Annotated in this window: 28 protein-coding genes and 1 tRNA gene; 18 read left to right on the forward strand and 11 right to left on the reverse strand. The window is 38.8% G+C overall.

Annotated features, from left to right (window positions below; translation table 11 throughout):
- Positions 1-215: 215 nt before the first annotated feature.
- The 13 genes from I6E85_RS07380 (at position 216) to I6E85_RS07440 (ending at position 10,130) form a co-directional block, all read left to right on the forward strand.
- Positions 216-1,184, forward strand: coding sequence for a calcium/sodium antiporter (locus I6E85_RS07380; protein WP_024599260.1), 969 nt, complete (start codon positions 216-218; stop codon positions 1,182-1,184).
- A 3-nt stretch (positions 1,185-1,187) separates the two neighbouring features.
- Positions 1,188-2,159: a KpsF/GutQ family sugar-phosphate isomerase gene (locus I6E85_RS07385; protein ID WP_024599259.1), complete on the forward strand. Its 972-nt coding sequence runs from the start codon at positions 1,188-1,190 to the stop codon at positions 2,157-2,159.
- Entirely contained in the window at positions 2,160-2,711 is a 552-nt protein-coding gene (gene kdsC, locus I6E85_RS07390) for a 3-deoxy-manno-octulosonate-8-phosphatase KdsC (protein ID WP_007580311.1), read from the forward strand.
- Positions 2,708-3,262 carry an LPS export ABC transporter periplasmic protein LptC gene (gene lptC, locus I6E85_RS07395; RefSeq protein ID WP_024599258.1) on the forward strand — a complete coding sequence of 185 codons (555 nt, stop codon included), beginning with the start codon at positions 2,708-2,710 and terminating at the stop codon, positions 3,260-3,262. The genes kdsC and lptC overlap by 4 nt, the downstream gene beginning before the upstream one ends.
- Positions 3,252-3,797, forward strand: coding sequence for a lipopolysaccharide transport periplasmic protein LptA (lptA, locus tag I6E85_RS07400; protein ID WP_024599257.1), 546 nt, complete (start codon positions 3,252-3,254; stop codon positions 3,795-3,797). The genes lptC and lptA overlap by 11 nt, the downstream gene beginning before the upstream one ends.
- Positions 3,794-4,519, forward strand: coding sequence for an LPS export ABC transporter ATP-binding protein (gene lptB / locus I6E85_RS07405; RefSeq protein ID WP_024599256.1), 726 nt, complete (start codon positions 3,794-3,796; stop codon positions 4,517-4,519). Before lptA ends, lptB begins: the two co-directional genes overlap by 4 nt.
- A 69-nt stretch (positions 4,520-4,588) precedes the next feature.
- Positions 4,589-6,088: an RNA polymerase factor sigma-54 gene (locus tag I6E85_RS07410; RefSeq protein ID WP_024599255.1), complete on the forward strand. Its 1,500-nt coding sequence runs from the start codon at positions 4,589-4,591 to the stop codon at positions 6,086-6,088.
- A gap of 26 nt (positions 6,089-6,114) precedes the next feature.
- The gene (gene hpf / locus I6E85_RS07415; RefSeq protein ID WP_007580301.1) at positions 6,115-6,402 is read left to right on the forward strand and encodes a ribosome hibernation promoting factor; all 288 of its coding nucleotides are present in this window, start codon (positions 6,115-6,117) and stop codon (positions 6,400-6,402) included.
- A 4-nt stretch (positions 6,403-6,406) separates the two neighbouring features.
- On the forward strand, positions 6,407-6,859 hold the full coding sequence (ptsN, locus tag I6E85_RS07420) for a PTS IIA-like nitrogen regulatory protein PtsN (RefSeq protein ID WP_024599254.1): 453 nt from the start codon (positions 6,407-6,409) through the stop codon (positions 6,857-6,859).
- A gap of 18 nt (positions 6,860-6,877) precedes the next feature.
- Positions 6,878-7,723: an RNase adapter RapZ gene (gene rapZ, locus I6E85_RS07425; protein WP_024599253.1), complete on the forward strand. Its 846-nt coding sequence runs from the start codon at positions 6,878-6,880 to the stop codon at positions 7,721-7,723.
- Between the two features lie 42 nt (positions 7,724-7,765).
- Entirely contained in the window at positions 7,766-8,038 is a 273-nt protein-coding gene (locus I6E85_RS07430) for an HPr family phosphocarrier protein (RefSeq protein ID WP_002957937.1), read from the forward strand.
- A gap of 125 nt (positions 8,039-8,163) precedes the next feature.
- Complete coding sequence (gene mgtE, locus I6E85_RS07435; protein ID WP_024599252.1) at positions 8,164-9,522, forward strand: magnesium transporter; 1,359 nt, start codon at positions 8,164-8,166, stop codon at positions 9,520-9,522.
- 56 nt (positions 9,523-9,578) lie between these two features.
- Entirely contained in the window at positions 9,579-10,130 is a 552-nt protein-coding gene (locus I6E85_RS07440) for a protein disulfide oxidoreductase (RefSeq protein ID WP_024599251.1), read from the forward strand.
- A 454-nt stretch (positions 10,131-10,584) separates the two neighbouring features.
- Here the strand turns inward: I6E85_RS07440 and I6E85_RS07445 are convergent, their stop codons facing one another.
- A complete protein-coding gene (locus I6E85_RS07445; protein ID WP_024599250.1) occupies positions 10,585-12,762 on the reverse strand; it encodes a YgiQ family radical SAM protein in 2,178 nt (725 codons plus the stop codon).
- Between the two features lie 131 nt (positions 12,763-12,893).
- Positions 12,894-15,083 carry an EAL domain-containing protein gene (locus I6E85_RS07450; RefSeq protein WP_024599249.1) on the reverse strand — a complete coding sequence of 730 codons (2,190 nt, stop codon included), beginning with the start codon at positions 15,081-15,083 and terminating at the stop codon, positions 12,894-12,896.
- 111 nt (positions 15,084-15,194) lie between these two features.
- Between I6E85_RS07450 and I6E85_RS07455 the strand changes: the two genes are divergently transcribed.
- The gene (locus tag I6E85_RS07455) at positions 15,195-15,776 is read left to right on the forward strand and encodes an SRPBCC family protein (RefSeq protein ID WP_024599248.1); all 582 of its coding nucleotides are present in this window, start codon (positions 15,195-15,197) and stop codon (positions 15,774-15,776) included.
- Positions 15,745-16,632 carry a TIGR03899 family protein gene (locus I6E85_RS07460; protein ID WP_024599247.1) on the forward strand — a complete coding sequence of 296 codons (888 nt, stop codon included), beginning with the start codon at positions 15,745-15,747 and terminating at the stop codon, positions 16,630-16,632. The genes I6E85_RS07455 and I6E85_RS07460 overlap by 32 nt, the downstream gene beginning before the upstream one ends.
- A 33-nt stretch (positions 16,633-16,665) precedes the next feature.
- Here the strand turns inward: I6E85_RS07460 and I6E85_RS07465 are convergent, their stop codons facing one another.
- From I6E85_RS07465 to I6E85_RS07500, 8 genes are all read right to left on the reverse strand, one after another.
- Positions 16,666-17,436: a TIGR04219 family outer membrane beta-barrel protein gene (locus I6E85_RS07465; RefSeq protein ID WP_024599246.1), complete on the reverse strand. Its 771-nt coding sequence runs from the start codon at positions 17,434-17,436 to the stop codon at positions 16,666-16,668.
- A 3-nt stretch (positions 17,437-17,439) separates the two neighbouring features.
- Positions 17,440-18,426, reverse strand: a complete 987-nt coding sequence (locus I6E85_RS07470; RefSeq protein WP_002957928.1) for a DUF2333 family protein — start codon at positions 18,424-18,426, stop codon at positions 17,440-17,442.
- A gap of 8 nt (positions 18,427-18,434) precedes the next feature.
- On the reverse strand, positions 18,435-18,944 hold the full coding sequence (locus I6E85_RS07475; protein ID WP_024599245.1) for a copper chaperone PCu(A)C: 510 nt from the start codon (positions 18,942-18,944) through the stop codon (positions 18,435-18,437).
- A gap of 79 nt (positions 18,945-19,023) precedes the next feature.
- The gene (locus I6E85_RS07480; RefSeq protein WP_024599244.1) at positions 19,024-19,350 is read right to left on the reverse strand and encodes a hypothetical protein; all 327 of its coding nucleotides are present in this window, start codon (positions 19,348-19,350) and stop codon (positions 19,024-19,026) included.
- Positions 19,351-19,520: 170 nt separating this feature from the next.
- The gene (locus I6E85_RS07485) at positions 19,521-19,727 is read right to left on the reverse strand and encodes a PspC domain-containing protein (RefSeq protein ID WP_024599243.1); all 207 of its coding nucleotides are present in this window, start codon (positions 19,725-19,727) and stop codon (positions 19,521-19,523) included.
- A 10-nt stretch (positions 19,728-19,737) separates the two neighbouring features.
- The gene (locus tag I6E85_RS07490; RefSeq protein ID WP_024599242.1) at positions 19,738-20,418 is read right to left on the reverse strand and encodes a PspA/IM30 family protein; all 681 of its coding nucleotides are present in this window, start codon (positions 20,416-20,418) and stop codon (positions 19,738-19,740) included.
- 244 nt (positions 20,419-20,662) lie between these two features.
- On the reverse strand, positions 20,663-21,595 hold the full coding sequence (dusA, locus tag I6E85_RS07495; protein ID WP_024599241.1) for a tRNA dihydrouridine(20/20a) synthase DusA: 933 nt from the start codon (positions 21,593-21,595) through the stop codon (positions 20,663-20,665).
- Between the two features lie 123 nt (positions 21,596-21,718).
- Positions 21,719-22,339: a MarC family protein gene (locus I6E85_RS07500; RefSeq protein WP_024589771.1), complete on the reverse strand. Its 621-nt coding sequence runs from the start codon at positions 22,337-22,339 to the stop codon at positions 21,719-21,721.
- 95 nt (positions 22,340-22,434) lie between these two features.
- Between I6E85_RS07500 and I6E85_RS07505 the strand changes: the two genes are divergently transcribed.
- From I6E85_RS07505 to I6E85_RS07515, 3 genes are all read left to right on the forward strand, one after another.
- Entirely contained in the window at positions 22,435-22,872 is a 438-nt protein-coding gene (locus tag I6E85_RS07505) for a transcriptional repressor (RefSeq protein WP_024599240.1), read from the forward strand.
- A gap of 75 nt (positions 22,873-22,947) precedes the next feature.
- A complete protein-coding gene (locus I6E85_RS07510; RefSeq protein WP_007580265.1) occupies positions 22,948-23,415 on the forward strand; it encodes a chemotaxis protein CheX in 468 nt (155 codons plus the stop codon).
- A complete protein-coding gene (locus tag I6E85_RS07515) occupies positions 23,412-23,840 on the forward strand; it encodes a secondary thiamine-phosphate synthase enzyme YjbQ (protein ID WP_024599239.1) in 429 nt (142 codons plus the stop codon). Before I6E85_RS07510 ends, I6E85_RS07515 begins: the two co-directional genes overlap by 4 nt.
- Positions 23,841-24,062: 222 nt before the next feature.
- Here the strand turns inward: I6E85_RS07515 and I6E85_RS07520 are convergent.
- A tRNA-Gly gene (locus tag I6E85_RS07520) sits at positions 24,063-24,138 on the reverse strand.
- Positions 24,139-24,232 lie beyond the last annotated feature (94 nt).

Here is a 24,232-nt window from a genome sequence, read left to right on the forward strand (position 1 = left end):
CAAAGATGGAAAAAACAATTCGTAAGATTTTGTAATACATCCATGAAAAGGATTATAAGACTCGCTCAAAACAGCTTAACCCCGGCTTAAATTTTTAAATTAGCTGTTTAAAAGCAGCATTGTTACGTAGTTGACCTTACTCTTTTATTTATACTTTCATCTTGGCTTTTGTTACTATTCGCGCCATCCGTATTTTGTATAACTGGCTTAACACAATGGTTACCTCGTTTGTTATTTTAATTCTTGGTTTTGCAGCTCTTGTTTGGAGTGCAGACAGGTTTGTTTATGGCGCTGCGGCTCTTGCTAAAAACTTTGGTGTACCTACACTTATTGTTGGTTTAACCGTGGTAGCTATGGGCTCATCAGCCCCCGAAATGATGGTTTCAGCCTCTGCCGCTCTGGCTAACAAAACCGACACTGCCGTCGGTAATGCTGTTGGCTCTAACATTACAAACATTTTACTTGTGTTAGGTATTACAGCTCTATTTCGCCCTCTTTCAGTTTCATCTAGTACGTTAAAACGCGAAATGCCATTGGTAATGCTAGTATCTCTTGCTACTTGGTATGTCTTTTCGGATAACTACTTTTCATTTAATGAAGGTGTTGCACTTTTAGTTGGCTTTATCGTATTCATCGGTGGGTTAATTATTGTGTCTATGCGTGCAAAAAACCAAGATGACCCATTTGTCTCAGAAGCCTGCGACGACGTACCTAACGATGTACCTACAAAAAAAGCGATATTTTGGTTAGTTATAGGCATGATACTCCTACCTGTTAGCTCTCATTTTTTAATAGGTTCAGCTGTAGACATTGCAAAATACTTCGGCTTAAGCGACTTAGTCATTGGCTTAACAATTATTGCCATTGGTACTAGCTTGCCAGAGCTTGCAGCTTCGGTAGCTGGTGTACTTAAAAATGAAGATGATTTAGCACTAGGTAATATTGTTGGCTCAAATATATTTAATATTCTAGCGGTATTACCACTTGCAGGTATCATTAACCCTTCTGCCATTGACCCATCATTAGTAAGTCGAGACGTATTAATTATGATTGGTGCAACACTTGCTCTTATTATTATGTCATTGAACTTTAGAGGCACCCAACGTATCAATAGAGTAGAAGGCGGCTTATTGCTAATAGCGTTTTTGGGTTACCAAGGGTATATTTTTAGTCAAGTAGGGTAAATGATGGCAACGCTAAATTTTATTGAACAAGGTCTTCGCGTTTTAGATGTTGAGCGCCAAGCACTTAGTGATATTGCACAATATGTAGATGAGAATTTTAATAACGCGTGCCAATTAATGTACGACTGCGAAGGCCGTATTATTGTCATTGGCATGGGTAAATCAGGTCATATTGGCAATAAAATCGCGGCCACTCTTGCGAGTACTGGCAGCCCTGCATTTTTTGTTCACCCTGGTGAAGCAAGTCATGGTGATTTAGGTATGATCACTAAAAATGACGTGGTTATGCTTATTTCTAATTCAGGAGAGACCAGCGAAGTTTTAAATATCATTCCGGTTTTAAAACGACTTGGTGCCAAAATGATATCGATGACTGGCAATACGCAATCAACCATGGCGACCCTTGCTAATGTACATGTGTGTATTAAAGTAGAAAAAGAAGCCTGTTCATTGGGTCTAGCTCCTACATCAAGCACCACTGCAACGCTTGCGATGGGCGATGCCATGGCAGTTGCACTATTAGAAGCCCGCGGCTTTACAGCTGATGACTTCGCGCTATCTCACCCAGGTGGTAGTTTAGGCAAGCGCTTACTGCTTACTTTAAAAGATGTTATGCACGGTGGCGCAAATACACCTATTATTAGCGTTTCACAAACAGTTAAAGACGCCCTTATTGAAATGTCCGCCAAAGGTTTAGGCATGACAGCCATTGTTGATGAAAATCAGCAGCTCGTGGGATTATTTACCGATGGCGATTTACGTCGTATTTTAGAGCAAAGAATTGATATTCATACAACACAAATAGATGTTGTTATGACTAAGTCATGTACTACGGCTACACAAGATATTTTAGCCGCTGAAGCGCTTAATATTATGGAACACAAACGTATAAATGGCTTAATCGTCGTCAATGAGAAAAACCAACCTATTGGCGCATTAAACATGCAAGACCTATTAAAAGCAGGAGTGTTATAAATGCAATTTGAAGAACTCTATCAACCGCTGAGCGATGATGCAAAAGCACGCGCTAAAAAAGTAAAGCTACTTATATGCGATATTGATGGTGTATTTTCTGATGGCCGTATTTATCTTGGTAATCAAGGTGAAGAGCTAAAAGCATTTAATACAAAAGATGGTTTTGGCATTAAAGCGCTTATAAACAGTGGCTTTGAAGTGGCTGTAATTACTGGTCGTCATTCACAAATAGTGCAACAACGTATGAGCAGCTTAACCGTACAGCATATTTATCAAGGCCAAGAAAATAAGCTCATTGCCTATCAAGAATTAAAAGACAAACTCAACCTTAGCGATGAACAAATTGCTTATATCGGTGATGATGGCCCTGACATGCCCGTTATGGAATTAGTCGGCTTTGCTGTTGCAGTAAATGATGCCCATCCACTTATTAAACGTTTATCACACTATGTAACGCAAATGCCTGGCGGCTTTGGTGCAGTAAGAGAGCTCACCGACTTACTTATGCTTGAAAATGGTAAAGCGTTGACTACACAAGGCACTAGTTCATGAATGCAGCGCGCATAATATTAAGCGTTTTATTCATTAGCTGTATGGTTTGGCTTTGGTACCCTTATTTTACACAACCAAATATTTTGCCTCAGACTGAGCCTGAAGTTATTGCCAAGCCTGATTACATAGCCATTGAACTCAAACAAACAGCCTATGACGAACAAGGTACAATCAGCCACAAAGTAACTGCGGCTAAAATGGAACTATATCAGCAATTAGGTTTCACGTTTTTTGAAAAACCCATTTTTACTTTATATAACGAAAAGCAAACGTGGCAAATAAATGCAGACGAAGCAACATTATACGAAGACAAACAATTAATTTTAGAAGGTAATGTGGTTGCCAAAAACTTAACCGATAACGCCATGATAGACAAAATCAATGCTGATAATATTCAGGTAGATATAAAGCTATTAACAATGCGCTCGGAGCAACCCGTTATCATCACTGGACCCAATTTAAAAATCACCGGCAAAGGCCTAGAAGCCGACTTAAAAACCGAAGTGATAAAACTAATTAACCATACGCGAACCATATATTATGACCAATAAAATATTAAAATCACTTATTATTCCTACACTTATACTAGCATTTAATAGCAGTGCTGCAGAGCCAAATACACAGCCTGCTGCAAATCAAATATCAATAAGCGCCGATAAGCAAGAAGGTCAATTAAAAGCTAATGTCGGGATTTTTGAGAAAAACGTTGAAATTATTCACGGTAACCGCCGTATTACAGCCGACCGTCTCGAAGTACATAAACGCGATGAACTTGGTGATAATAAGCAATTATTAATTGCCACTGGTAGCCCTGCCCACTTTGAAGAGAAGCAATCAGACGGCACGACTATGAGCGCCAGTGCTGACGAAGTACGTTACGATGTATCTAAGCGTTTTTTAACGCTTGTTGGTAATGCACAGGTATCGCAAGCAGGACAAAAAATAAATGCTAAAAGCATTACCTACGACATTGAGCAACAGCTAATCAGTGCCGAAAAAGATGAAAACTCAACTGACCGCGTTCATACAATTTTAGTACCCATTGAAACTAAAAAAAGTAAAAAAAGCGACAAAGGTCAACCATGAGCACATTAAAAGCAGAACTATTAGCAAAGAGCTATAAAGGCCGTGAAGTTGTAAAAAACGTTGGCCTTGAAGTAAAAGCGGGCAGTATTGTTGGCTTACTTGGCCCTAACGGCGCAGGCAAAACAACCACGTTTTATATGATTGTAGGCCTTGTGCCTAGCGATAAAGGTAAAATATCGATAGATGATAACGATATTACTCTTTTACCTATGCATAGTCGTGCTAGATTAGGCATAGGCTACTTACCGCAAGAGTCTTCAATTTTCAGAAAGCTAACTGTTTATCAAAACTTAATGGCTATTTTAGAAACGCGCAAAGAGCTAAATAAACAAACTCGAGAAGATACACTCGATAAATTATTAGATGAATTTAGCATACAACACATTCGCGATAGCCAAGGTATGGCATTATCAGGTGGCGAACGTCGTCGTGTCGAAATAGCACGTGCGCTGGCAGCAGATCCTAAATTTATATTACTGGATGAACCGTTCGCTGGTGTTGATCCAATTTCAGTATTAGATATAAAGAAAATAATAGAACATCTTAAAAATCGTGGGATTGGAGTATTAATTACCGACCATAACGTAAGAGAAACCCTTGATGTTTGTGAAAAAGCCTACATTGTTTCTCATGGGGAGCTGATTGCATCAGGTACTCCAGAACACGTATTAAATGATAAAACAGTACGCGATGTTTACTTAGGCGAGCAATTTAGGCTGTAACATTTACGCCATGTCTTTAAGCATCTGCTAGTATTAATTATAACAACATAAAAGGATTGTTAGAGATACATGAGGCAATCACTACAGCTGCGCATGGGCCAGCAACTTACAATGACTCCACAGCTGCAACAAGCTATTCGTTTGTTGCAACTCAGTACATTGGATCTCCAGCAAGAAATACAAGAAGCTCTCGACAGCAACCCGCTATTAGAGGTTGAAGAACAAGACTACTCAGAAGATGCTGCTGGCAAAAACGAGCAAAAAGCTGATACCGATGACATAACTGTTAGCGCATCTGCCGATGATGCTCCAAGCGAATACGAACAAGATAGTGGTGAAGCACTTGCGAAAGACACGCTAAGTGACGACATGGCTATGGATGTTAGCTGGGATGAGTACATGAGTGCCGCTCCTGCAGCATCATCGGGTCCAATGCCTGAAGATGAATCAATTTATCAAGGTGCCTCTACAGAGACGCTCCATGAGTATTTAATGTGGCAGTTACAATTAACGCCATTTAGCCCTACAGACGAAGCTATTGCTATTGCCATCGTAGAAGCAGTTGATGATTCAGGTATTTTAACACTAAGCTGCGAAGAGATTTTAGAAAGCTTTAATCAAGAAAACGAAGATGATAACGAAGTCGAACTTGATGAAATTGAAGCTGTATTAAAACGCATCCAACTGTTTGATCCTGTTGGTATTGCTGCACGTAGTTTACAAGAGTGTTTGTGTATTCAGCTTAATCAGTTTGATAAAGAAACACCTTACATTAATGAAACAAAAATGATTTTAACCGAGCATATTGATTTATTAGCTGCTCGTGACTATCGTACATTAATGAAGAAAACCAAGCTCAAAGAAGAAGAGCTTAAAGAAGTAATGACATTAATCCATACTCTTAGTCCTAAGCCAGCAGATACTATTGTAAGAGAAGAATCTGAGTATGTTATTCCAGACGTGTCAGTTAAAAAAATTAAAGGCCGCTGGGTTGTTGAGTTAAACCCAGATAGCATGCCTAAAATTCGTGTTAATAGCCAATACGCTGCAATGTCTCGCACTGTGAAATCGAGTGGTGACAGCCAGTTTATTCGCTCGCATTTACAAGAAGCTAAATGGTTTATTAAAAGCTTAGAAAGTAGAAACGACACACTTTTAAAAGTAACTAATTGTATTGTTAAGCAACAACAAGGCTTTTTTGAACACGGCCCTGAAGCAATGAAACCAATGGTTTTAAATGATGTTGCTGAAATGGTAGAAATGCACGAATCAACAATTTCGCGCGTAACAACTCAAAAGTATATGCATACACCCCGTGGTATATTTGAGCTTAAATACTTTTTCTCAAGCCATGTAAGCACCGAAAACGGTGGTGAATGTTCATCTACAGCAATTCGTGCACTTATCCGCAAATTAATCGCTGCAGAAAACTCAGCAAAACCATTGAGTGATAGCAAAATAGCGGATATATTGGCTGAGCAAGGAATTAAAGTAGCAAGACGTACAATCGCAAAATACCGCGAATCTCTGGCTATTCCACCGTCAAATCAACGTAAAAGCTTGATCTAAGACGCAAAAAAAAGAGGGTAATGCTTATGCAACTAAACTTAACTGGTCGTCACGTAGAATTAACCGATTCACTAAGAGACTATATTAATACCAAATTTGCGAAGCTAGAAAGACACTCTGATCATATTAATAATGTTCATGTCATTCTCGATGTAGAAAAATTAAATCAAAAAGCAGAAGCCACAATACATGTAAGTGGTGCTGAGCTATTTGCCTCTACGGAACATCAAGATATGTATGCCGCCATTGACTCGTTGATCGACAAGCTCGATCGACAAGTAATTAAACACAAAGAGAAGCTTGCTCGACACTAATATGATGAAATTAAGCTCACTTATATGCCAGGACTGCAGCAAAGCTGCGGTCCTTTTTAATAGCAAAAAAAGAATTTTAGAGTTCATTAGCGAACTTGCTCACGACAAACTTCCGTATTTACCGCAACAGGATATCCTTACTGCTTTAATGAGTAGAGAGAAACTGGGTAGTACAGGTATTGGCCGTGGCATTGCCATTCCTCATGGTCGAATGAGCGGTGCAGAAGAGCCTTTAGCTTTAGTACTCGTTAGCGAAACTCCAATAAATTTTGATGCAATAGATAATCGTCCTGTTGATATTTTTGTCGCACTCATCGTACCAGATGGCGATAACCAACAGCACTTAAAGACTCTCGCAACCATTGCTGATAAACTAAACAACAAAGATTTTTGTAAACAGTTACGCTGTGCAAAATCAGATGCTGAGCTTTACCAAGTTATTGTCGATCAATCATAGTTTTATAAAGGGTGTTAAATGGAGTTAATTATCATAAGCGGCCGTTCTGGTTCTGGAAAGTCGGTTGCTTTACGCGTTGTAGAAGATTTAGGCTATTATTGCGTAGATAATATTCCAGTTAACTTGCTTCCTTCATTAGTTCGCAGTGTGTCTGATAGCTACGATAAAATTGCTGTTAGCATTGATGTGCGAAACATCCCTAAAGAGCAAGATGAATTTAACGATATTCTTGAATACTTACCAGGCTTTGCAAATCCTACGTTATTTTATTTAGATAGCGACGATCAAACGTTGATAAAACGCTTTTCAGAAACACGCAGGTTACACCCACTATCAATTGACTCGCTGCCTCTTGATTTAGCCATCAAAAAAGAAAAAGAATTACTTGATGTATTAATCACCCGCGCCGACTTTATGATAGACACAACTGATTTAAGCGTTCACCAACTTGCAGAATCTATTCGTGAAAAGATTTTAGGTAAAAAAGATAAGCAACTAATTGTCACGTTTGAATCGTTTGGTTTTAAACACGGTATACCAAAAGAAGCAGACTATGTATTTGATGCGCGTTTTTTACCAAATCCACACTGGGAACCTGAATTAAAACCTTTAAATGGGTTAGATCAACCCGTTAAAGATTATTTGGCCAATCACAGCATAGTGCAAAAATTCACATGGCAAATTCAAACATTTGTACAAACGTGGTTACCGCACTTAGAGCGAAATAACCGCAGTTATTTAACCATAGCTATCGGATGTACAGGCGGACAACATCGCTCTGTATATTTAGCGCAAACTATCGGTGAAAGTTTTGCAATGACACATCCCAATGTAAAAATTCGCCATCGTGAACAAGAAAAATAATAGAGCTGAATAATCACCTGTTCAGCTTAGGTAGAGTAAGTTATGCACTGTGAAGACACTTTTTTAATAAAAAACAAATTAGGCTTACACGCTAGAGCAGCTACTGTGCTTGCGCAGTTAGCAGTACAATTTGATGCGACAATCACATTATTTCAAGATGATAAAGAAGCCGCGGGCGATAGCGTACTTGCACTAATGTTACTTGAAAGTAGCCAAGGCAAAGAAGTAAAAGTTGTATGCAAAGGCCCCGATTCTGAGCAAGCTTTACATGCTGTTGGAGAGTTAATAGCACAACGTTTTAATGAGCAAGAATAAACAGTTATAAAAATAATGCTCGCATTACTAACGCCTCAACTAAAACAGATATATAAATACGGTTAGTGACGCCAGTTAACTCACCTCTCCCCATAAAGTAATATAAAAATTTATAAAGGACGCCAATGCCTGAAGCTTTTGAACAAGATTACCCACTACAGCAACTAAAACAAGTGACTAAGTCACTCAATAGTGGTCAATTTGTTCAAGTTAGGCGCATGCTCGCAAAAACAGCTCCTTGTGATACCGCATTATTATTAGAATCATCCCCCCATAAAATTCGCCGACTTCTCTGGCAGTTGGTTGATCCTGATGTGCAAGGCGATGTTCTTGAAGAACTATCAGAAGATGTTCGCTTAGGCATTATTGCCCAGATGGAACCTAAGCACATTGCAGCCGCAACAGAGGATATGGGCCACGATGACTTAGGTGAAGTATTACGTAGTCTGCCAGATACCGTTTATAAAGACGTTGTTAGCGCGATGGACATTCAAGACCGTGAGCGTGCAACACAAGCACTTTCGTATCAAGAGCGTTCTGCTGGCGCGCTAATGAACACCGATACGGTGACCATCCGCCCTGACGTTACGCTTGATGTTGTACTTAGATATATTAGGCTACGCGGCGAGTTACCAGAAGGTACCGATGACTTGTATGTTGTTGATAAGCATAATTGCTTTATAGGCGCTTTATCACTCAGTACATTATTAACTAACCCGCCAGAAAAAATTGTTCGCGATTTAATGGATGAAGATTGTGAGTCTATCCCAATCTCTATGGATGAAAGTGAAGTCGCGCAATTATTTGAACGTCATAATTGGATATCGGCCCCCGTAGTTGATGATAACGATCAGCTCCTTGGTCGTGTAACTATCGATGACATCGTTGACGTAATAAGAGAAGATGCGGAGCATAGCTTACTAAGTTTAGCCGGTCTTGATGATGAAGAAGATACCTTTGCACCAGTACTAAAAAGCTCTAAAAAACGCTCAGTTTGGTTAGGTGTCAACTTACTAACGGCACTTGCAGCTGCTTTTGTAGCTAGCTTTTTTGAAGGCACTTTAGATGTTTTACCTATTTTAGCTGTACTTAACGGTATTGTCCCTTCTATGGGTGGTGTTGCAGGCAGCCAATCATTGACGCTTGTTATTCGTGGTATTGCGGTAGGTCATATAAATCAAACAAACCAACGTTTCTTGATGATGAAAGAGCTTGCTATTGGCGCGTTAAACGGGGTTTTGTGGTCGTTGTTAATAGCAGGTGTTATTGCCCTATGGCAGTGGGACTTTATGCTTGGTGGCGTACTCGCCTTCGCTATGTTTATGAACTTAGTGGTGGCAGGTGTTGCTGGTGCGAGTATCCCTATTATTCTTAAGAGAATGAATATAGACCCAGCACTTGCAGGGAGTGTAGTGCTAACCACGGTGACAGATATTGTGGGTATATTCGCCTTTTTAGGTACTGCTACTTGGTTGCTGGTTTAAATTAGAAACTTTTGCAAATAACTAAAGTAAAAAACACTTAGGGTAAAGCTGCAACTATGACAACGGATACCAAAAATAAAAAAGACACACCTAAAAAAACGCCAAAACAAAAAGGGCTATCAATATTAAAAAGTGTATTGATATATGGCTCTATATTTTTCGTAATTTATAACGCTGTTAATTGGTGGAGGCAACCGGTCATGCCTGCAAATCCTCAATTACAATTAATAGACTATAAAGGGCAAAACATTGATTTATCAGCAATGAGCCAAGATAAACCAACGCTTGTGTACTTTTGGGGAACTTGGTGCCCTATTTGTAGTATTACCTCCCCAGCCATAAACGAACTCGCAAACGAGAATAACTACCCTGTCGTGAGCATCGCAATAAAATCAGGTTCTGATAAAGAACTACATGAGTATCTAAATGATCACGGCTACAATTTTGCCACTGTCAACGATCAACACGGTGAGATATTTGCCGACTGGCAAGGACAAGTCACGCCATCCTATATAATCTTAAAAGATAATAAAATGAAGCAAGGGCTAACAGGTATTCAACCGTTATGGTCACTTAAATTACGTTTGTGGTTATCATCAACGTTTTAAAAAAACTAACTAGAAGTATATAGGCTCTAAATACGCCAATCTTAAGGGGAGTTTCTAAAAGTTCGCTCTTTATTACCTACAATAATATAGCCAATAAAGAGCAAGGTTTACTTAATTTACGCATGAAAAGGGTTTAAAAACCCTTAGCGTAATTAAACTAATCTACTAGGGCGTGTTGATCTTTGTGGATTGAAATTTGTTCAATCTAGGGGCGATTAAATCGCGGCGCGAGGTTTGTAACCTAGTGGGCTAAGTAAAAACCGAGCAACAAAGAGTTAATCGTCCCTAGAAAGAACCCAAAGGGCAGCGCATGTTTGGTATTTATGCTGCGTTATCGCCTATTCATGGGGAATAACCACACTACATAGGCTCCGCCTTGCCTAAAAACCAAACATACTGCTGCAAATTCACCCACCAAAGATCAACACGCCCTAGTTATTAATAGATTGAATCACTAACGTGTACTTTGACGATTACCGCCTACTTTTGGTTTAGTGTTTGCCTTTTTAAATTGGCTAAAACCGGTATGTCGCGTTAGTGCCGGACGTCCGCCTTTACTGCGACCTTTACCTGCTTTTTCATCACGCCCTTCTTCAGGCACTAAACAGTTAGGCCCTTTACCAATTAAATTAGCTTTACCCATTTTACGCAGTGCTTCGCGTATCATCGGCCAACCTGCTGCATCATGGTAGCGTAAAATAGCTTTATGTAATCTACGTTGGCGAGCACCTTTAGGTACTGGAACAACTTCTGTATTGTTTTTTATATTACGTAAAGAGTTCATCTCTGTATGATAAATAGTCGTTGCATTAGCCATCGGTGACGGGTAAAAATTTTGTACCTGATCAAGCTTAAAGTCGTTTGATTTAAGCCATAAAGCCATGTTTACCATGTCTTCGTCTTTTGTACCTGGATGAGCTGATATAAAGTAAGGAATTAAATACTGCTTTTTACCTGCTTCTTTAGAGTACTTATCAAATAATTCTTTAAATTGATCATACGCGCCCATACCTGGTTTCATCATTTTTGATAATGGACCATCCTCTGTATGCTCCGGCGCTATTTTTAAGTAGCCGCCCACATGATGCGTTACTAATTCTTTAACGTAACGAGGGTCGCGTACAGCTAAGTCATAACGTACACCAGAAGCAATCAAAACCTTTTTAATACCCTTAACTTCACGTGCTTTTTTATATAAGTCTATTGTTGGCGTATGGTCGGTATCCATGTGCTTACAAATCTCAGGGTACACACATGATAAACGTCTACAGGTACTTTCTGCTTTTTTACTAGTACAACGCAGTTTATACATATTTGCCGTTGGGCCACCTAAATCAGAAATCACACCAGTAAAGCCAGGTACTTTATCTCTAATCTGTTCAATTTCTTCAATAATAGATTCTTGCGAACGACTTTGAATAATACGCCCTTCATGCTCCGTAATTGAGCAAAACGAACAACCACCAAAACAACCGCGCATAATATTTACCGATGTTTTTATCATGTCGTAAGCAGGAATTTTAGAGTCGCCGTAACTTGGGTGAGGAATTCGCTGATACGGTAAACCAAACACAGCGTCCATTTCATGTGTTTCTAATGGGTATGCAGGCGGGTTTACCCAAATAGAGCGATCGCCGTGTCGCTGAAACAGCGCTCTTGCACAACCAGGGTTTGTTTCTTGATGTAAAATACGCGAAGCGTGGGCGTATAGAGGTTTGTTAACACTTACTTGCTCATAAGCAGGTAACTTAACGTAAGTTTTTTCCCACGGTTTAGGTCGCGCAGGCTGAACCATGATTGGTTTTGCAGCTTCCGCCTTTAAATCAATACCCGCTTGTTTAAATTCAGATTTGCTACATCCAACATCATCAGCGCCGTATGGATTTGGAATTGGATCAATTTTACCAATTTTATCTATAGCGGTAGAGTCACTACCACGCCAACCTGGTAAAGGTTCTTTTCTAATAACAGCCGTGCCGCGAATATCTTGAATAGTATCCATTGTTTCGCCTGCGGCAATACGATGCGCAACTTCAACTAACGGACGCTCTGCGTTACCGTAAATTAAAATATCAGCTTTAGCATCAAACAAAATACTACGACGTACTTTTTCTTGCCAATAGTCGTAATGAGCAATACGACGAAGACTCGCTTCAATACCACCAATAACAATTGGTATTCCTTTGTATGCTTCACGACATTTTTGCGAGTAAATCATTACGGCTCGATCGGGACGTTTACCACCTACGTTATCTGGCGTGTAAGCATCATCGTGGCGCATACGCTTTTCAGCTGTATAACGATTGATCATCGAATCCATGTTGCCAGCTGTTACACCAAAAAATAAATTCGGTCTGCCTAGCTCCATAAATGCATCTTTAGAGTCCCACGCGGGCTGGGCAATAATACCCACTCTAAAGCCTTGCGCTTCAAGTACACGGCCAATTACCGCCATACCAAAGCTAGGATGATCAACGTACGCGTCACCACTAATTATTATTATGTCGCAGCTATCCCAGCCAAGTGCATCCATTTCTTCACGTGTAGTTGGTAAAAATGGCGCGGTGCCATAACATTCAGCCCAATATTTAGGGTATGAAAATAAGGCGCGCTTAGCTTTGAGTGTGCTCATAATTGTGGCCGTAGAATAACAAAAGGCGCGAATTATACCCTACTAAATTGTTTATATATACAAAGTAGTCAAAGCATATCGCACCTTAAATTCTAAATCGTTCATTAGCTTAAATAATAAATTAATCTTTTTTAGCGTTTATTTATAAATTCTATTAATTCATTCTCAGGCATGGGTTTAGCATACATAAACCCTTGTACCTCATCACACCCTAAATTCTTTAAAAACTGGGCTTGCGCTTGTGTTTCGACCCCTTCAGCAATCGTTTTTAAACCCAACTTAGCGCCAAGTGATATAACTAAAGCAGCAATAGCACCTGTATCATCGTTTGGTAAACCCTTTATAAATGCGCGGTCTATCTTTAATCTATCCAGTGGTAAACTTTGAATATAGCTCAGCGACGAAAAACCAGTGCCAAAGTCATCAATAGCAACTTCCAATCCTAGTTCTTTAAGCTCTCTTAGAGTATTAATAACAGTTTCTAGCTCATCCATTACTACGCTCTCGGTAACTTCTAATTCTATGTTCTTTGGCTTAACACCATATTTTAACAATGTATTTTTAACAGTGTGTGCATAACCTTTTACTTTAAACTGCGGAACAGACACATTAACCGCAATACAAATTTCTGTACCCATATTTTCTAGGCGCTTTTGCTGTTGGCAAGCTTGCTCTAATACCCACTGCCCTATATCGACAATTAAGCCAGCATCCTCTGCAAGTGGTACAAATACAGCTGGTGATATATACACGCCATCACCTGTCGGCCAGCGTAATAATGCTTCACACCCAATTAGCGATAAATCATCTAGTGCAAGTTGGGGTTGATACCATACCTCTAACTTATTCCGAGCAAAGTCATGACGTAGCTGCCTAATAATACCTAAACGCCAAGCCATTTTATCTTGCATATCAATACTGTAATAAACGCCTTCTTTATGCTTTGCTTTTTTAGCTTGATTAAGTGCGATATAAGCAACTTTCAGTGTATCAATACCACTACTTTGAAAGTCTTGTTGTTGGCATAAGCCGACTCTAAAGTCGATAGGCAGTAAATGTTCTTCTGCGTAAAATGGAATACCTAGTTGCTCATTCAATTTTTTTAAGTCAAATTCGTCTTGCCGAATAATAAACCCAAAAACATCAGCGCCAATACGTGATAGTAATTTAGCTGTTGGGTAATTTTCTTTTAACCTTTGCACAATGCCAATTAATACTTTATTGCCGACCTCTTGCCCTAAGCCATTATTAATATCTGCAAAGTTAACTACATCAAGTAATACAAATACATAATCATTAACGTGCGGCTTTTGATAATGCACTACCCGTTCAATAAAGTTAGTACGATTTGAAATACCAGTAAGCACATCTTTATAAGCTGCATCTCTTAACTTTACAAATAGCCTTATGTTATCAAGTGCTACACTTACATTAGTTAAGAAAATTTCAGCAAATTGAAGCTGTGCTTGTAAGGGAGTGTGTTCGCACTCTATATATAAAGCCGCTTTTCGATGTTTGCTTTTCAATATAAATGTTGAACTTGAATCTATATGTTGGTGCTTTGACAAAGCAAAACATGACTCAACTTGTTCAAATACTCTGCTATCAACATTAATTAATTTTTCACCAAAATAGCCTTCGTAATGCCCACAACCACCTAATACTTGAATAAAGTCATCGCCATCCAACTTGCTACAAACAAGCCCTCTAGGTGCGCACTTTAAAATAACACTCATATGCTTGATGACTTCTTTGCATAATTGCTTAATATCAGTAAGTCCTAAAATAGACTTTGATGCTGAAACAATCGTGTTCATCGCATCACTTTGATATTCAAGCTGGCATACCTGCTCGTATGAGCGAATAGCCGTTATAAGCGAAGTTAATAACTTAGAGCGAGTAAGCTCTGTTTTCGTTTTATAATCATTTATGTCGTATTCTCGTATTACTTTTTCTTCTGGTGTATTGCCTGCTTGTCCTGTTCTTAAAATAATCCTTACATGTTGATTATTTAATTCGTCACGCACTCTTTTTACAACCTGCAAACCGGCATCGTCAGTTTCCATAACAACATCTAAAAAAATAACCGAAATATTTTTATTTTTAGCTAACACTTCTATTGCTTCTGCACCCGAATAAGCATCGTGAAATCGCAAACCGGCCCCTAAAAACTCAACTCCAGACAAAGCTAATTTTGTTACAGAATGAATCTCAGGTTCGTCATCAACAATTAAAATATCCCAAAACTTAGTCTGCTCAACAACAGCATCGTCTTCAAAATCTTGTTCAAAAAATAAAAAATCGTTTTGATCTGACGACATTCGCTCTCCTAAGTAGCAATCTATAAATTATTTTTGGTTTATAATCTAATTCATACTATAGTCGATTAATAAAAAGTTGTTGTATTTCAACTTGAAAAACTAATAAAAGGTGTGCTTATTAAACCATTAAAAATATTAATCAAATGCGTGCTGTTATTACTATTGGTATTGGCACTGGTAGGGCTAATACTGCCTCAAAGTTATAGTGTAAATAAAACAATCGAAATTAATGCCAATCTTAAAGTAATAAAGCCGCTTATCACCGACTTTAGCCAATGGCAAAAATGGTCTCCATGGGAAAAAGTAGACCCCAGCATACGTTTTACTTTGGGCGAACCCAGTTCTGGCCTAGGAGCTCATCAGTCTTGGAAAGGAAAATGGGGGTATGGTGAAATGATCATAACTTCGATAAGCCAAAATAAAGTCAGCTTCAACATACTTTTAAATGCTGAACATATTATCAGAGGCACTTTTAACCTTAGCGAGCAAAACGGTATAGTTACGTTAATATGTAATATTAAAGGTCAAACAACGGCTCCTTTAATATCTGGTTACACTGCAATTTTAAGCGAGTACGTACTCAGTAATACAGTTTCACTGGGTTTAAATAACCTTCAAACTGTTGCACAGCTTAGTGATCCACAAAGGATAATGCACAGTCATGACAGTCAAAACAGCACAGGCGAGAATTAATCTAGCCAACATCATTGAATCCTTACTTGGTTACCCTATAACAAAAGTAGGAAGTAACGGTGTACTACCTACTAACGAGCAGAGTTACGATATTAAGGGCCAAATTAAGCCGCTTTATCATATCAATAGTGAAAACTCTGTTTTAGCTCGTGCTCAAAAGCGCCAAGATTTATTACTTATTAAACAACAACAAAATATAGAATCAATTTTAGCAATGGCTATGGGATTTTGCCCTGATGTAGCAAGTAGTAAACAGCCCGATGTTGACTGGGTAGAACACTTTATAGCCCTATGTGAAGATACCTCAAATGCGTCAATGCAAATTTTATGGGCCAAAATTTTAACGGGAGAAACCCTTAATCCTGGTACGTTTTCAATTAAAAGCCTACAAACTTTAAAACATATGACACAGCGAGAAGCAGACTCTTTGCAAAAATGTGTGTCGCTCTCAGGCTATAACGAAAAAGACGACAGCCACTTTATATTACTCGGCTTTTACAAAAAACCGTCCTTGTTTGATTTGCTACGAAAAGGCAATAAAGTATCTCTAAATTTAGGAAAAACGGGTATTAGCTTTCCTGATATTTTAACGCTCATGGATCTTAATTTACTGTATAGAAAAGAAATTGAATCTGCAGTGCTTAAAGCGGGGCAAGAGCTTACCCTTTCATTTTTATCGCAAAAAGTAACGTTAAAGGCAAAGAGTAGTGATTTGGTATTAAGCTATTACAAATTTACGCAAACAGGTGATGAGCTTTCTAAACTCATTAATTTCCCTGTCAATAAGGTCTATAAGCAGTTGATTAATAATGCGCTAGAGGGAGAGTTTGATTTAGCGTGGCACGCAATAAAATAATATGCCACGCTTTGTTTAATTAGAAAATACTAATTAAAAATGAACCTGAATACCCGCAAATGGGCCAGATGCATCAATATCAGTAGTAATATCATCTACATCATCAAGTTCTAACACCATAGAACGGTAACCGGCTTTAACAGCAACATCTACTGCTAGGTTATCAATAAGTTCCCACGCTACGCCTACTTGGTAATCTTGTACTTTGCTATCGTCAATAGCCAAAAAGCTACCTTCAAAAAATACACTTAAACCAGTAAATGGTAAGCCCGCTTCGGCACGGCCGTATGCAAGAGGAACAAAACCGGAGAAGTCTTTGGTTTCGGTAAAGTTAGTACCACCATTTTGGGTAGTGCCACTTACAACAATATCACCGTCAAACTGTTTAGCATTTAAACCTAGATCTATTGAAATTAAGTCATTATCAAAAATTTCATAATAAAAAATATAATCAATATGCGTTAAATCACTTACCGTATTTACAGTAGAACCAACAACATAATCAGAACCATTGAAGCTAAATGTATCTGTAAGCAGCGCTGAACCATTTAGCTCAAGCTCTGTATACTTTAATTTGATATTTGGTACTAACGGCACTGGGTGCTCAAGCGCCGCGTAGTAACTTACAAAAGTCTCATCTTCAAAATTAAAATTTTGAGATGCATTATTTTTGTAAGAAAATTGGCCATCGTTATCTGACTTCCATCCATCAACACCTACATATAAACCTAATAGGGTGTCAGCTTGCGCCGCTGGTGCTAAACATGCCATTGAAAGGGCTGCTGCTAAACAATACTTTTTCATTTTTTATCCTTGAGCTAGTAGTTCGCTAAGTTCGATTAAAGCCGCATTGGCTCTAGAAATATAATTTGCCATAACTAAAGAGTGGTTAGCAACATAGCCAAAACCATTCCCGTTTAAAATAAGTGGGCTCCATACTGTTTCTTGAGTTGCCTCAAGTTCACGTATGATTTGTTGTAAACTTACACGTGCATTTTTCTTTTCAAGTACATCATTAAAGTCATACTCTATCGCTTGTAAAAAGTGTAGTAACGCCCAAGTAGCACCGCGCGACTCGTAAAATACATCGTCAATTTCTAACCACGGTGTTCTTACTTGCTGCTGCAGTGGAGCAAGAGTTGCTTGTTTATTAGATGAATTACCCGCTAAATCGGTGTTCACTTTTTCTTGACCTACACTGGCACTTAAACGCTGGCTTAAACTACCTAAACGTTTTTCAGCTTCTTTAAGCCAACTACGTAAGTTATCTGCTCGTGCGTAAAATTGGCTATCGCGCTCATGCTCGTTAGCAATTTGTCCTCGATATACCATTAAGTAGTCAATACCTTTTTGGTACTCACCTTCAGCACTTGGCCATGCCCATGCTTCAGAGCTTATATTAAACTGTGGCTGCGCCTTTTTAAGTGCTTCATGTTCAGTAGACTGTGATTGTGAACGACTAAAATCTTTTCGCATAGAAAGCGATAAATCACGTACCATTTCTAGCGCACCATATTCCCACGCTGGCATATCATCCATAATAATACTTGGCGGTATTACATCATTTGATAAGTAGCCACCCGGTTTATCGAGTAAGGTATTGGCTACTGTAATCAATGTAGAGGTAGTTACATAACCCGTTACTATTTTTTCATTACGAAGCTGCGCTTGCTCTTTAGCGTTTGCAACAACGTCAAAACGTGAAGGTTCAGTGCTCCAATAAACAGCAATTGCGTAAAAAATGATAAGCAGTAAAACAACTATTCCTGCTATTTTTCCTTTATGTTGCGACATGTGTACTCCTAATGGTGAGCGTGTTGAGTAGAAGGTTTCGACTGTTTAGCTTGCGCTTCAAGCGACACGACTTGAGCATTAGTAAATAAGCGATTACCGTCACTAAAATATAGCGTGAGTTTACGTTCTTGCCCTACTTTTAATGGCTCTTGTGGTTCAAATACCATTAAATGATAACCGCCAGGTTGAAAACTGACACTTTCATGCGCTTTAATTTCAACCGATTTAACTTGTTGCATTTTCATCATGCCGTCTACATGTGAGTGCTCGTGTATTTCAACACGGCCCAAGCCATCAAGCGTTGCCTTAGTTAAAGTTGCTGCTGTTCCGCCGTGATTAGTAAGCGTTAAGTAACCTACAGTTGAAGTACTGCCAGGTAAAAACTCTCTAACTTGCGCGTTAGCTACTTCGAGTACAGCCACATCAGAAGCATGTTCGTGTCCTGAGTGCGCCGCCAACGATGACGAAAAAAAACTAAATAGTAATGCAGAAGCCATCGAAAAACATAGTTTCGTCATCATTCTTATCCTTATGAAAACTTTAAATTACAGGCTAAATTTAACATAGTTAACCTATAATAGTCAGTCAAATTAAGGATTAAGAGGCTACTTTTTTGTTATCGGCAACAAGCCAACACAACACTGCAACAAATAGTAACGGCCATGCAATCATTATAGATCCAAATAAAAGCGCTAAAACAGTCCCTGCTAACGCCACTACACCCGCACCTACTAATCCCATAGTAATTAAAGCCACTACCGCAACTACAGTAACAATTGCGGCCAAAGCGCCTACAAGCTCTAGCCCTGCCCAGCTAATATCAGCAATCCATAACGGCAACTGCCAAGAGTCGACATGCACAAACGCTATTAAATCAGTAAACAGTAATAAATAGATAATTACACATACTGCCAAAGCTTTCATAGTAATTCTCCCTATACCAACCGGCTTATATACGGGGTCTATTTAACGATAAGAAAATTGCGCTACAACTAGGAAAAACTTTTATATCTAGTTGTTATACATATAAATTTTAATAACGTTATAGAGTGACTTAATTCGTTAAATTGTTCAAATATTTATGCCTGTTGGTATTAATACTCTTTATTTTCAAGGCAGCAATGCGCAATAAAATAACCAAGAGCAACTGCAAACGGAAAGCTTAAAAATAATAAAATAGTTACTAAGCGCGTTGCCCACACCGGAAAATCTAATCGATGCGCCAAACCACTACATACACCTGATATTTTTTTATTTAACGTATCTTTATACCAACCACGTTGGCGATTAAAGCTATTCATAATCTTCTCCTTAAGCAGTCTGTTTTAAATCAGTTTTTAAACTTGTTTTCAACTGAGCTAGCTCAGCATCTATTTTTTCATTTTTAACTAAGGCTTCAATTTGTGCAGCAGTCGTATTTGCAGAGTCGGTTAACTCATACGCTTCTATTTGGGCTTCAATACTTTCTACACGTTGCTCAACTTGCTCAAACCGAGATAATGCATTAGCTACTTTGTCGCTTTGTAACGTTGTACTTATCTTTTTTCTTGTAGCTGCTACATCATGGCGTTTAACTAATTGTGCTTGCTTCGTTTTAGCTTCTACTATTTTTTGCTGCAGGCGCTCACAATCAACTTTAATTTTTGCGATAGACTCTTGCAAAGTTTCTAACTGAGTTTGCTTATTTACAATGCTTTCACTAACACGTTGCTTTTCAAGTAAAGCAGATTTAGCAAGGTTATCACTGCCTTTTTCAACCGCATGTTCAGCCTTAACTTGCCAAGCTGCTAATTCTGTTTTTTTAGTATCAATTTGACGATTAATTATTTTTTCTTCACACAATAAAGCAGCAGCTGTACTACGACACTCATTCAACGCATCTTGCATGTCGTTAAGCATTAGGTTTAAAAGTTTTTCAGGGTCTTCTGCTTTATCAAGCATAGCCACAATGTTTGATTGAATAACGTCATTTACGCGGTTAAATATTCCCATGGTATTCTCCTGTTGATTTTTAATTAATTTCAACAAGAAGATTCCAAGAGTTGTGCCAAGTCCATAAAAATAAGAATAAGACATTTAAAATCAAAGTGATAAATAACAAGCCATCTAAATTTTAGTGACTTCAAGCTGAACAGCATAGAGTGTAATTGGCCAATAAATTATGATTTTGACTAATTTTTAGGCTCAAAAAAGCCACTCGAAAGTGGCTTAAATTTAGAATTTTTAAAGCTTAGCTTTATTCTGGTACAAAGCTTAATGCTTTATCCATTACCGATAAATCAGCTTGCTTCCCGTGACCACTTTCAGAAAGGTGGCGCCTAAAGCCTCGTGCACCAGGCTGCCCCTGAAAAATACCGAGCATGTGACGTGCAATATGCCAAAAATTAGCACCCAAACGCATTTCTTCTTCAATGTAGCTGTACATTGAGCGCACTACGTCGTGGCGTGATTGTGTGTTTGCAGCATCACCATAAATTTTCTCATCAACGTCATTGAGCATAAATGGGTTACTGTAAGCTTCACGCCCAATCATTACACCATCGATATGTTGTAAATGTTCTAGGCTCTGCTCAATTGTTTTAACACCGCCATTTAAGCTTAAATCGAGTTGCGGATAATCTTTTTTAAGTTGATAAACACGTGGGTAATCAAGCGGTGGAACTTCACGATTTTCTTTTGGGCTTAAACCATTGAGCCATGCTTTACGAGCATGAATAATAAAGTCATCACACCCTACTTTATGGGACGCTTCAATTAGCGCACATAAAAACTCATACGAATCTTGCTCATCAATGCCAATGCGCGTTTTAACGGTAACAGGAATGTTTACTTCGCTTTTCATTGCTGCAACACAGTCCGCTACTAATTGAGGTTCAGCCATTAAACATGCGCCAAATCGACCATTTTGAACTCTGTCTGACGGGCAACCTACATTTAAATTTATTTCGTCATAACCACGCTCACCGGCTAACTTTGCACATTGCGCAAGCGCTTTAGGATCAGAGCCACCAAGCTGCAACGCCACTGGGCCTTCGTGTTTATTAAAATGTAAGTAGTCGCCTCGACCAAATAAGATAGCCCCTGTGGTTATCATTTCAGTATAAAGCACAGTATGTTTAGTCATTTTGCGATGAAAAGTACGACAATGGCGATCAGTCCAATCAAGCATTGGTGCCACAGAAAAGCGTCTATCCAAAGTACATTTATTCAAAGCAAACCTCAGGGTATTAAAGTTATTAAGCACAGCTTAAAAGGCGCTGCATTTTACACAAAAGCCTAACGGGCATCAATGTTAAGAGAACACCTGCAAGCCAAAATAATGAGCTATGCCATTTAAAATATTGGTAACCGCAACCGAACTTAAAATAAGCCCCATAATTCTACTTATTATACTTGCACCACTGTCACCAATTAATTTATGTACATGCGTTGCAAGCAATAACAAAACCAGTACAACCGCTAATACAGCAAGCATCATTGAAGACGTTAGTAACTGCTCAACCCATGTATATTCTTCGTTTCGGGTCATTAATACGGCGCCTAACATAGCGCCCGGGCTCGCAATAGATGGAATCGCTAACGGAAAAATAGCGGTTTCAGTACTATCGCGCACACTTTTAATTTCGGCTTCAGGTTTACTTTCACCAAATATCATTGAAAGCGCAAAAATAAGTAATATGATTCCGCCGGCTATTTGAAAAGCCGAAAGTGGGATTTCAATTGCGTTAAGTAATTGCTCACCTGCAAGTACAAAAAATAAGAGCACTAATGCAGATACGCCTACCGCTTTAAATATAACTTTACGTTTAAATTTCTCATCATCACCACGTGTGACTGCAATAAATACAGGGACAGTGCCAATGGGGTCAATAACCGCAAAAAAGAAAATAAATATAGCCAATAGTTCGTGCATTACTGGGTTTCCTAGGTAAAAAGCGCTTAATAAAAACGCTGCAACTACAACACAGTATGTTAGTATACCACGGTAGCATAAGGATAAGAGTAATGATGAATATAGAATCACTCGTAAGTAAAGCAAAACAAGTTTGTGACAACCGTGGTGCGCGTTTTACGCCTATCCGCGAGAAAGTATTTCGTCTATTAGCCAGTGCACAAGGTGGTGTTGGTGCATACGATTTGCTTGAGCAATTAAAAGTAACTGAAACAGGTGCTAAACCTGCAACTATTTATCGTGCATTAGACTTTTTAGCTGAACTAGGTTTTATTCATAAAATTGAAAGCACAAATGCATTTATGCTGTGCCATCATTTTGATCATATTCATCCTGTACAGTTATTAATTTGCGATACCTGTGGATTTGTTAAAGAGTTGCACTCAACCGTTATCTCTCATGAGTTAAATAATTTAGCCGCTGAAGGTGGCTTCGTTGTTTCTGGACAAACAATCGAAGCACATGGCAAATGTGAGTCTTGTAGAGCATCATAATCCCCCAAAATTATCCTTAGTGGCTATACTCATACTATATAGCCATTTATTAGCCCCAATTTAAGAGTACCCACTATGAATGTAGAGTTCATCAATCCGTTTTTATCATCTTTAATTAATGTTTTGAGCACTATGGCTCAAACTCAATTAAAACCGGGTAAACCTCGCATTAAAACTGATGAGATTGCCTGTGGTGATGTATCAGGTTTGATTGGTATGGTTGGCCCGCAAACTCGCGGATCATTTTCAATTACGTTTGATGAAGGGCTAGCATTAACCATTATGGAACGTATGCTTGGCGAAAGACCAGATACTATAGATGAAGAAGTAACTGACATGGTTGGCGAGATAACCAACATGGTAACCGGCGGTGCTAAAAACTTACTAGGCGAGAAAGGCTTCGACTTTGATATGGCAACGCCTATTGTGGTATCGGGTAAGGGTCATACAATTACTCATAAAAGCCAAGGTAAAAAGATTATCATGCCATTTAGCTGTGACGCTGGTAATGCAAACATTGAAGTTAGCTTCGATAAACTATGAGTTGGCAGCAAAAGCAAATTACATTAAAACCTCGCCCGCGAGGTTTTCATATAATTGATGACGAAATATTGTCTCAACTTCCTGAACTGGCAAATTACAAAATAGGCTTGTTACATTTATTTATTCAGCATACCTCAGCAAGTCTTACCATAAACGAGAATGCAGACCCCACTGTTCGTATGGACATGGAAAGCCATTTCAATAAATTTGTTCCTGAACGTCAACCTTATTATCGTCACGATTATGAAGGTGATGACGACATGCCCGCACATATTAAAACCAGTACGTTAGGCTGTGAGTTAAGTATTCCTATTTCAAATGGTTATTTAGCGTTAGGTACATGGCAAGGTGTTTACTTGGGGGAGCATCGTGACTCTGGTGGCTCAAGGCGAATTATAGCGACTATTCAAGGGGAGCTGTTTTAACACAAGCTTCTCGGTTTAAAATGTTAACCTCTGTTTTTCTTCAGTCATACCCTCATAGATTCAAAATACGCCACTCTATAGACGTAAATCTTAGGCGCGCGAAGTAATAATTTCTAATAATCAAAACTTCAATGCTGAATATTACACATAGAATAAAGTAGATGAGAGATATTTTAAATTATGATTTTTAATACAGAAAATTTTGAAAGGATATAAAATAATTGGAGCGGTACACGAGGCTCGAACTCGTGACCTCGACCTTGGCAAGGTCGCGCTCTACCAACTGAGCTAGTACCGCATTATATTTTCATTCAACACTACAATTTCTTTTGGTTAGAAATTGGAGCGGTACACGAGGCTCGAACTCGTGACCTCGACCTTGGCAAGGTCGC

Origin of the sequence: Pseudoalteromonas sp. NZS71, assembly GCF_015864715.1 — a bacterium.
GTDB lineage: Bacteria > Pseudomonadota > Gammaproteobacteria > Enterobacterales > Alteromonadaceae > Pseudoalteromonas > Pseudoalteromonas arctica.

What these genes read in the sequence shown, in the direction of transcription:
- hpf (WP_007580301.1), top strand. Translation starts at nt 6,115, where the DNA reads ATGCAACTAAACTTAACTGGTCGTCACGTAGAATTAACCGATTCACTA.
- I6E85_RS07430 (WP_002957937.1), top strand. Translation starts at nt 7,766, where the DNA reads ATGCACTGTGAAGACACTTTTTTAATAAAAAACAAATTAGGCTTACAC.
- lptA (WP_024599257.1), top strand. Translation starts at nt 3,252, where the DNA reads ATGACCAATAAAATATTAAAATCACTTATTATTCCTACACTTATACTA.
- I6E85_RS07460 (WP_024599247.1), top strand. Translation starts at nt 15,745, where the DNA reads ATGACAGTCAAAACAGCACAGGCGAGAATTAATCTAGCCAACATCATT.
- I6E85_RS07465 (WP_024599246.1), bottom strand. Translation starts at nt 17,436, where the DNA reads ATGAAAAAGTATTGTTTAGCAGCAGCCCTTTCAATGGCATGTTTAGCA.
- I6E85_RS07410 (WP_024599255.1), top strand. Translation starts at nt 4,589, where the DNA reads ATGAGGCAATCACTACAGCTGCGCATGGGCCAGCAACTTACAATGACT.
- I6E85_RS07475 (WP_024599245.1), bottom strand. Translation starts at nt 18,944, where the DNA reads ATGACGAAACTATGTTTTTCGATGGCTTCTGCATTACTATTTAGTTTT.
- I6E85_RS07490 (WP_024599242.1), bottom strand. Translation starts at nt 20,418, where the DNA reads ATGGGAATATTTAACCGCGTAAATGACGTTATTCAATCAAACATTGTG.
- I6E85_RS07510 (WP_007580265.1), top strand. Translation starts at nt 22,948, where the DNA reads ATGAATGTAGAGTTCATCAATCCGTTTTTATCATCTTTAATTAATGTT.
- lptC (WP_024599258.1), top strand. Translation starts at nt 2,708, where the DNA reads ATGAATGCAGCGCGCATAATATTAAGCGTTTTATTCATTAGCTGTATG.
- dusA (WP_024599241.1), bottom strand. Translation starts at nt 21,595, where the DNA reads ATGCTTGATTGGACTGATCGCCATTGTCGTACTTTTCATCGCAAAATG.
- I6E85_RS07505 (WP_024599240.1), top strand. Translation starts at nt 22,435, where the DNA reads ATGAATATAGAATCACTCGTAAGTAAAGCAAAACAAGTTTGTGACAAC.
- ptsN (WP_024599254.1), top strand. Translation starts at nt 6,407, where the DNA reads ATGAAATTAAGCTCACTTATATGCCAGGACTGCAGCAAAGCTGCGGTC.
- I6E85_RS07485 (WP_024599243.1), bottom strand. Translation starts at nt 19,727, where the DNA reads ATGAATAGCTTTAATCGCCAACGTGGTTGGTATAAAGATACGTTAAAT.
- I6E85_RS07380 (WP_024599260.1), top strand. Translation starts at nt 216, where the DNA reads ATGGTTACCTCGTTTGTTATTTTAATTCTTGGTTTTGCAGCTCTTGTT.
- lptB (WP_024599256.1), top strand. Translation starts at nt 3,794, where the DNA reads ATGAGCACATTAAAAGCAGAACTATTAGCAAAGAGCTATAAAGGCCGT.
- I6E85_RS07470 (WP_002957928.1), bottom strand. Translation starts at nt 18,426, where the DNA reads ATGTCGCAACATAAAGGAAAAATAGCAGGAATAGTTGTTTTACTGCTT.
- kdsC (WP_007580311.1), top strand. Translation starts at nt 2,160, where the DNA reads ATGCAATTTGAAGAACTCTATCAACCGCTGAGCGATGATGCAAAAGCA.
- mgtE (WP_024599252.1), top strand. Translation starts at nt 8,164, where the DNA reads ATGCCTGAAGCTTTTGAACAAGATTACCCACTACAGCAACTAAAACAA.
- I6E85_RS07440 (WP_024599251.1), top strand. Translation starts at nt 9,579, where the DNA reads ATGACAACGGATACCAAAAATAAAAAAGACACACCTAAAAAAACGCCA.
- rapZ (WP_024599253.1), top strand. Translation starts at nt 6,878, where the DNA reads ATGGAGTTAATTATCATAAGCGGCCGTTCTGGTTCTGGAAAGTCGGTT.
- I6E85_RS07515 (WP_024599239.1), top strand. Translation starts at nt 23,412, where the DNA reads ATGAGTTGGCAGCAAAAGCAAATTACATTAAAACCTCGCCCGCGAGGT.
- I6E85_RS07385 (WP_024599259.1), top strand. Translation starts at nt 1,188, where the DNA reads ATGGCAACGCTAAATTTTATTGAACAAGGTCTTCGCGTTTTAGATGTT.
- I6E85_RS07480 (WP_024599244.1), bottom strand. Translation starts at nt 19,350, where the DNA reads ATGAAAGCTTTGGCAGTATGTGTAATTATCTATTTATTACTGTTTACT.
- I6E85_RS07500 (WP_024589771.1), bottom strand. Translation starts at nt 22,339, where the DNA reads ATGCACGAACTATTGGCTATATTTATTTTCTTTTTTGCGGTTATTGAC.
- I6E85_RS07445 (WP_024599250.1), bottom strand. Translation starts at nt 12,762, where the DNA reads ATGAGCACACTCAAAGCTAAGCGCGCCTTATTTTCATACCCTAAATAT.
- I6E85_RS07450 (WP_024599249.1), bottom strand. Translation starts at nt 15,083, where the DNA reads ATGTCGTCAGATCAAAACGATTTTTTATTTTTTGAACAAGATTTTGAA.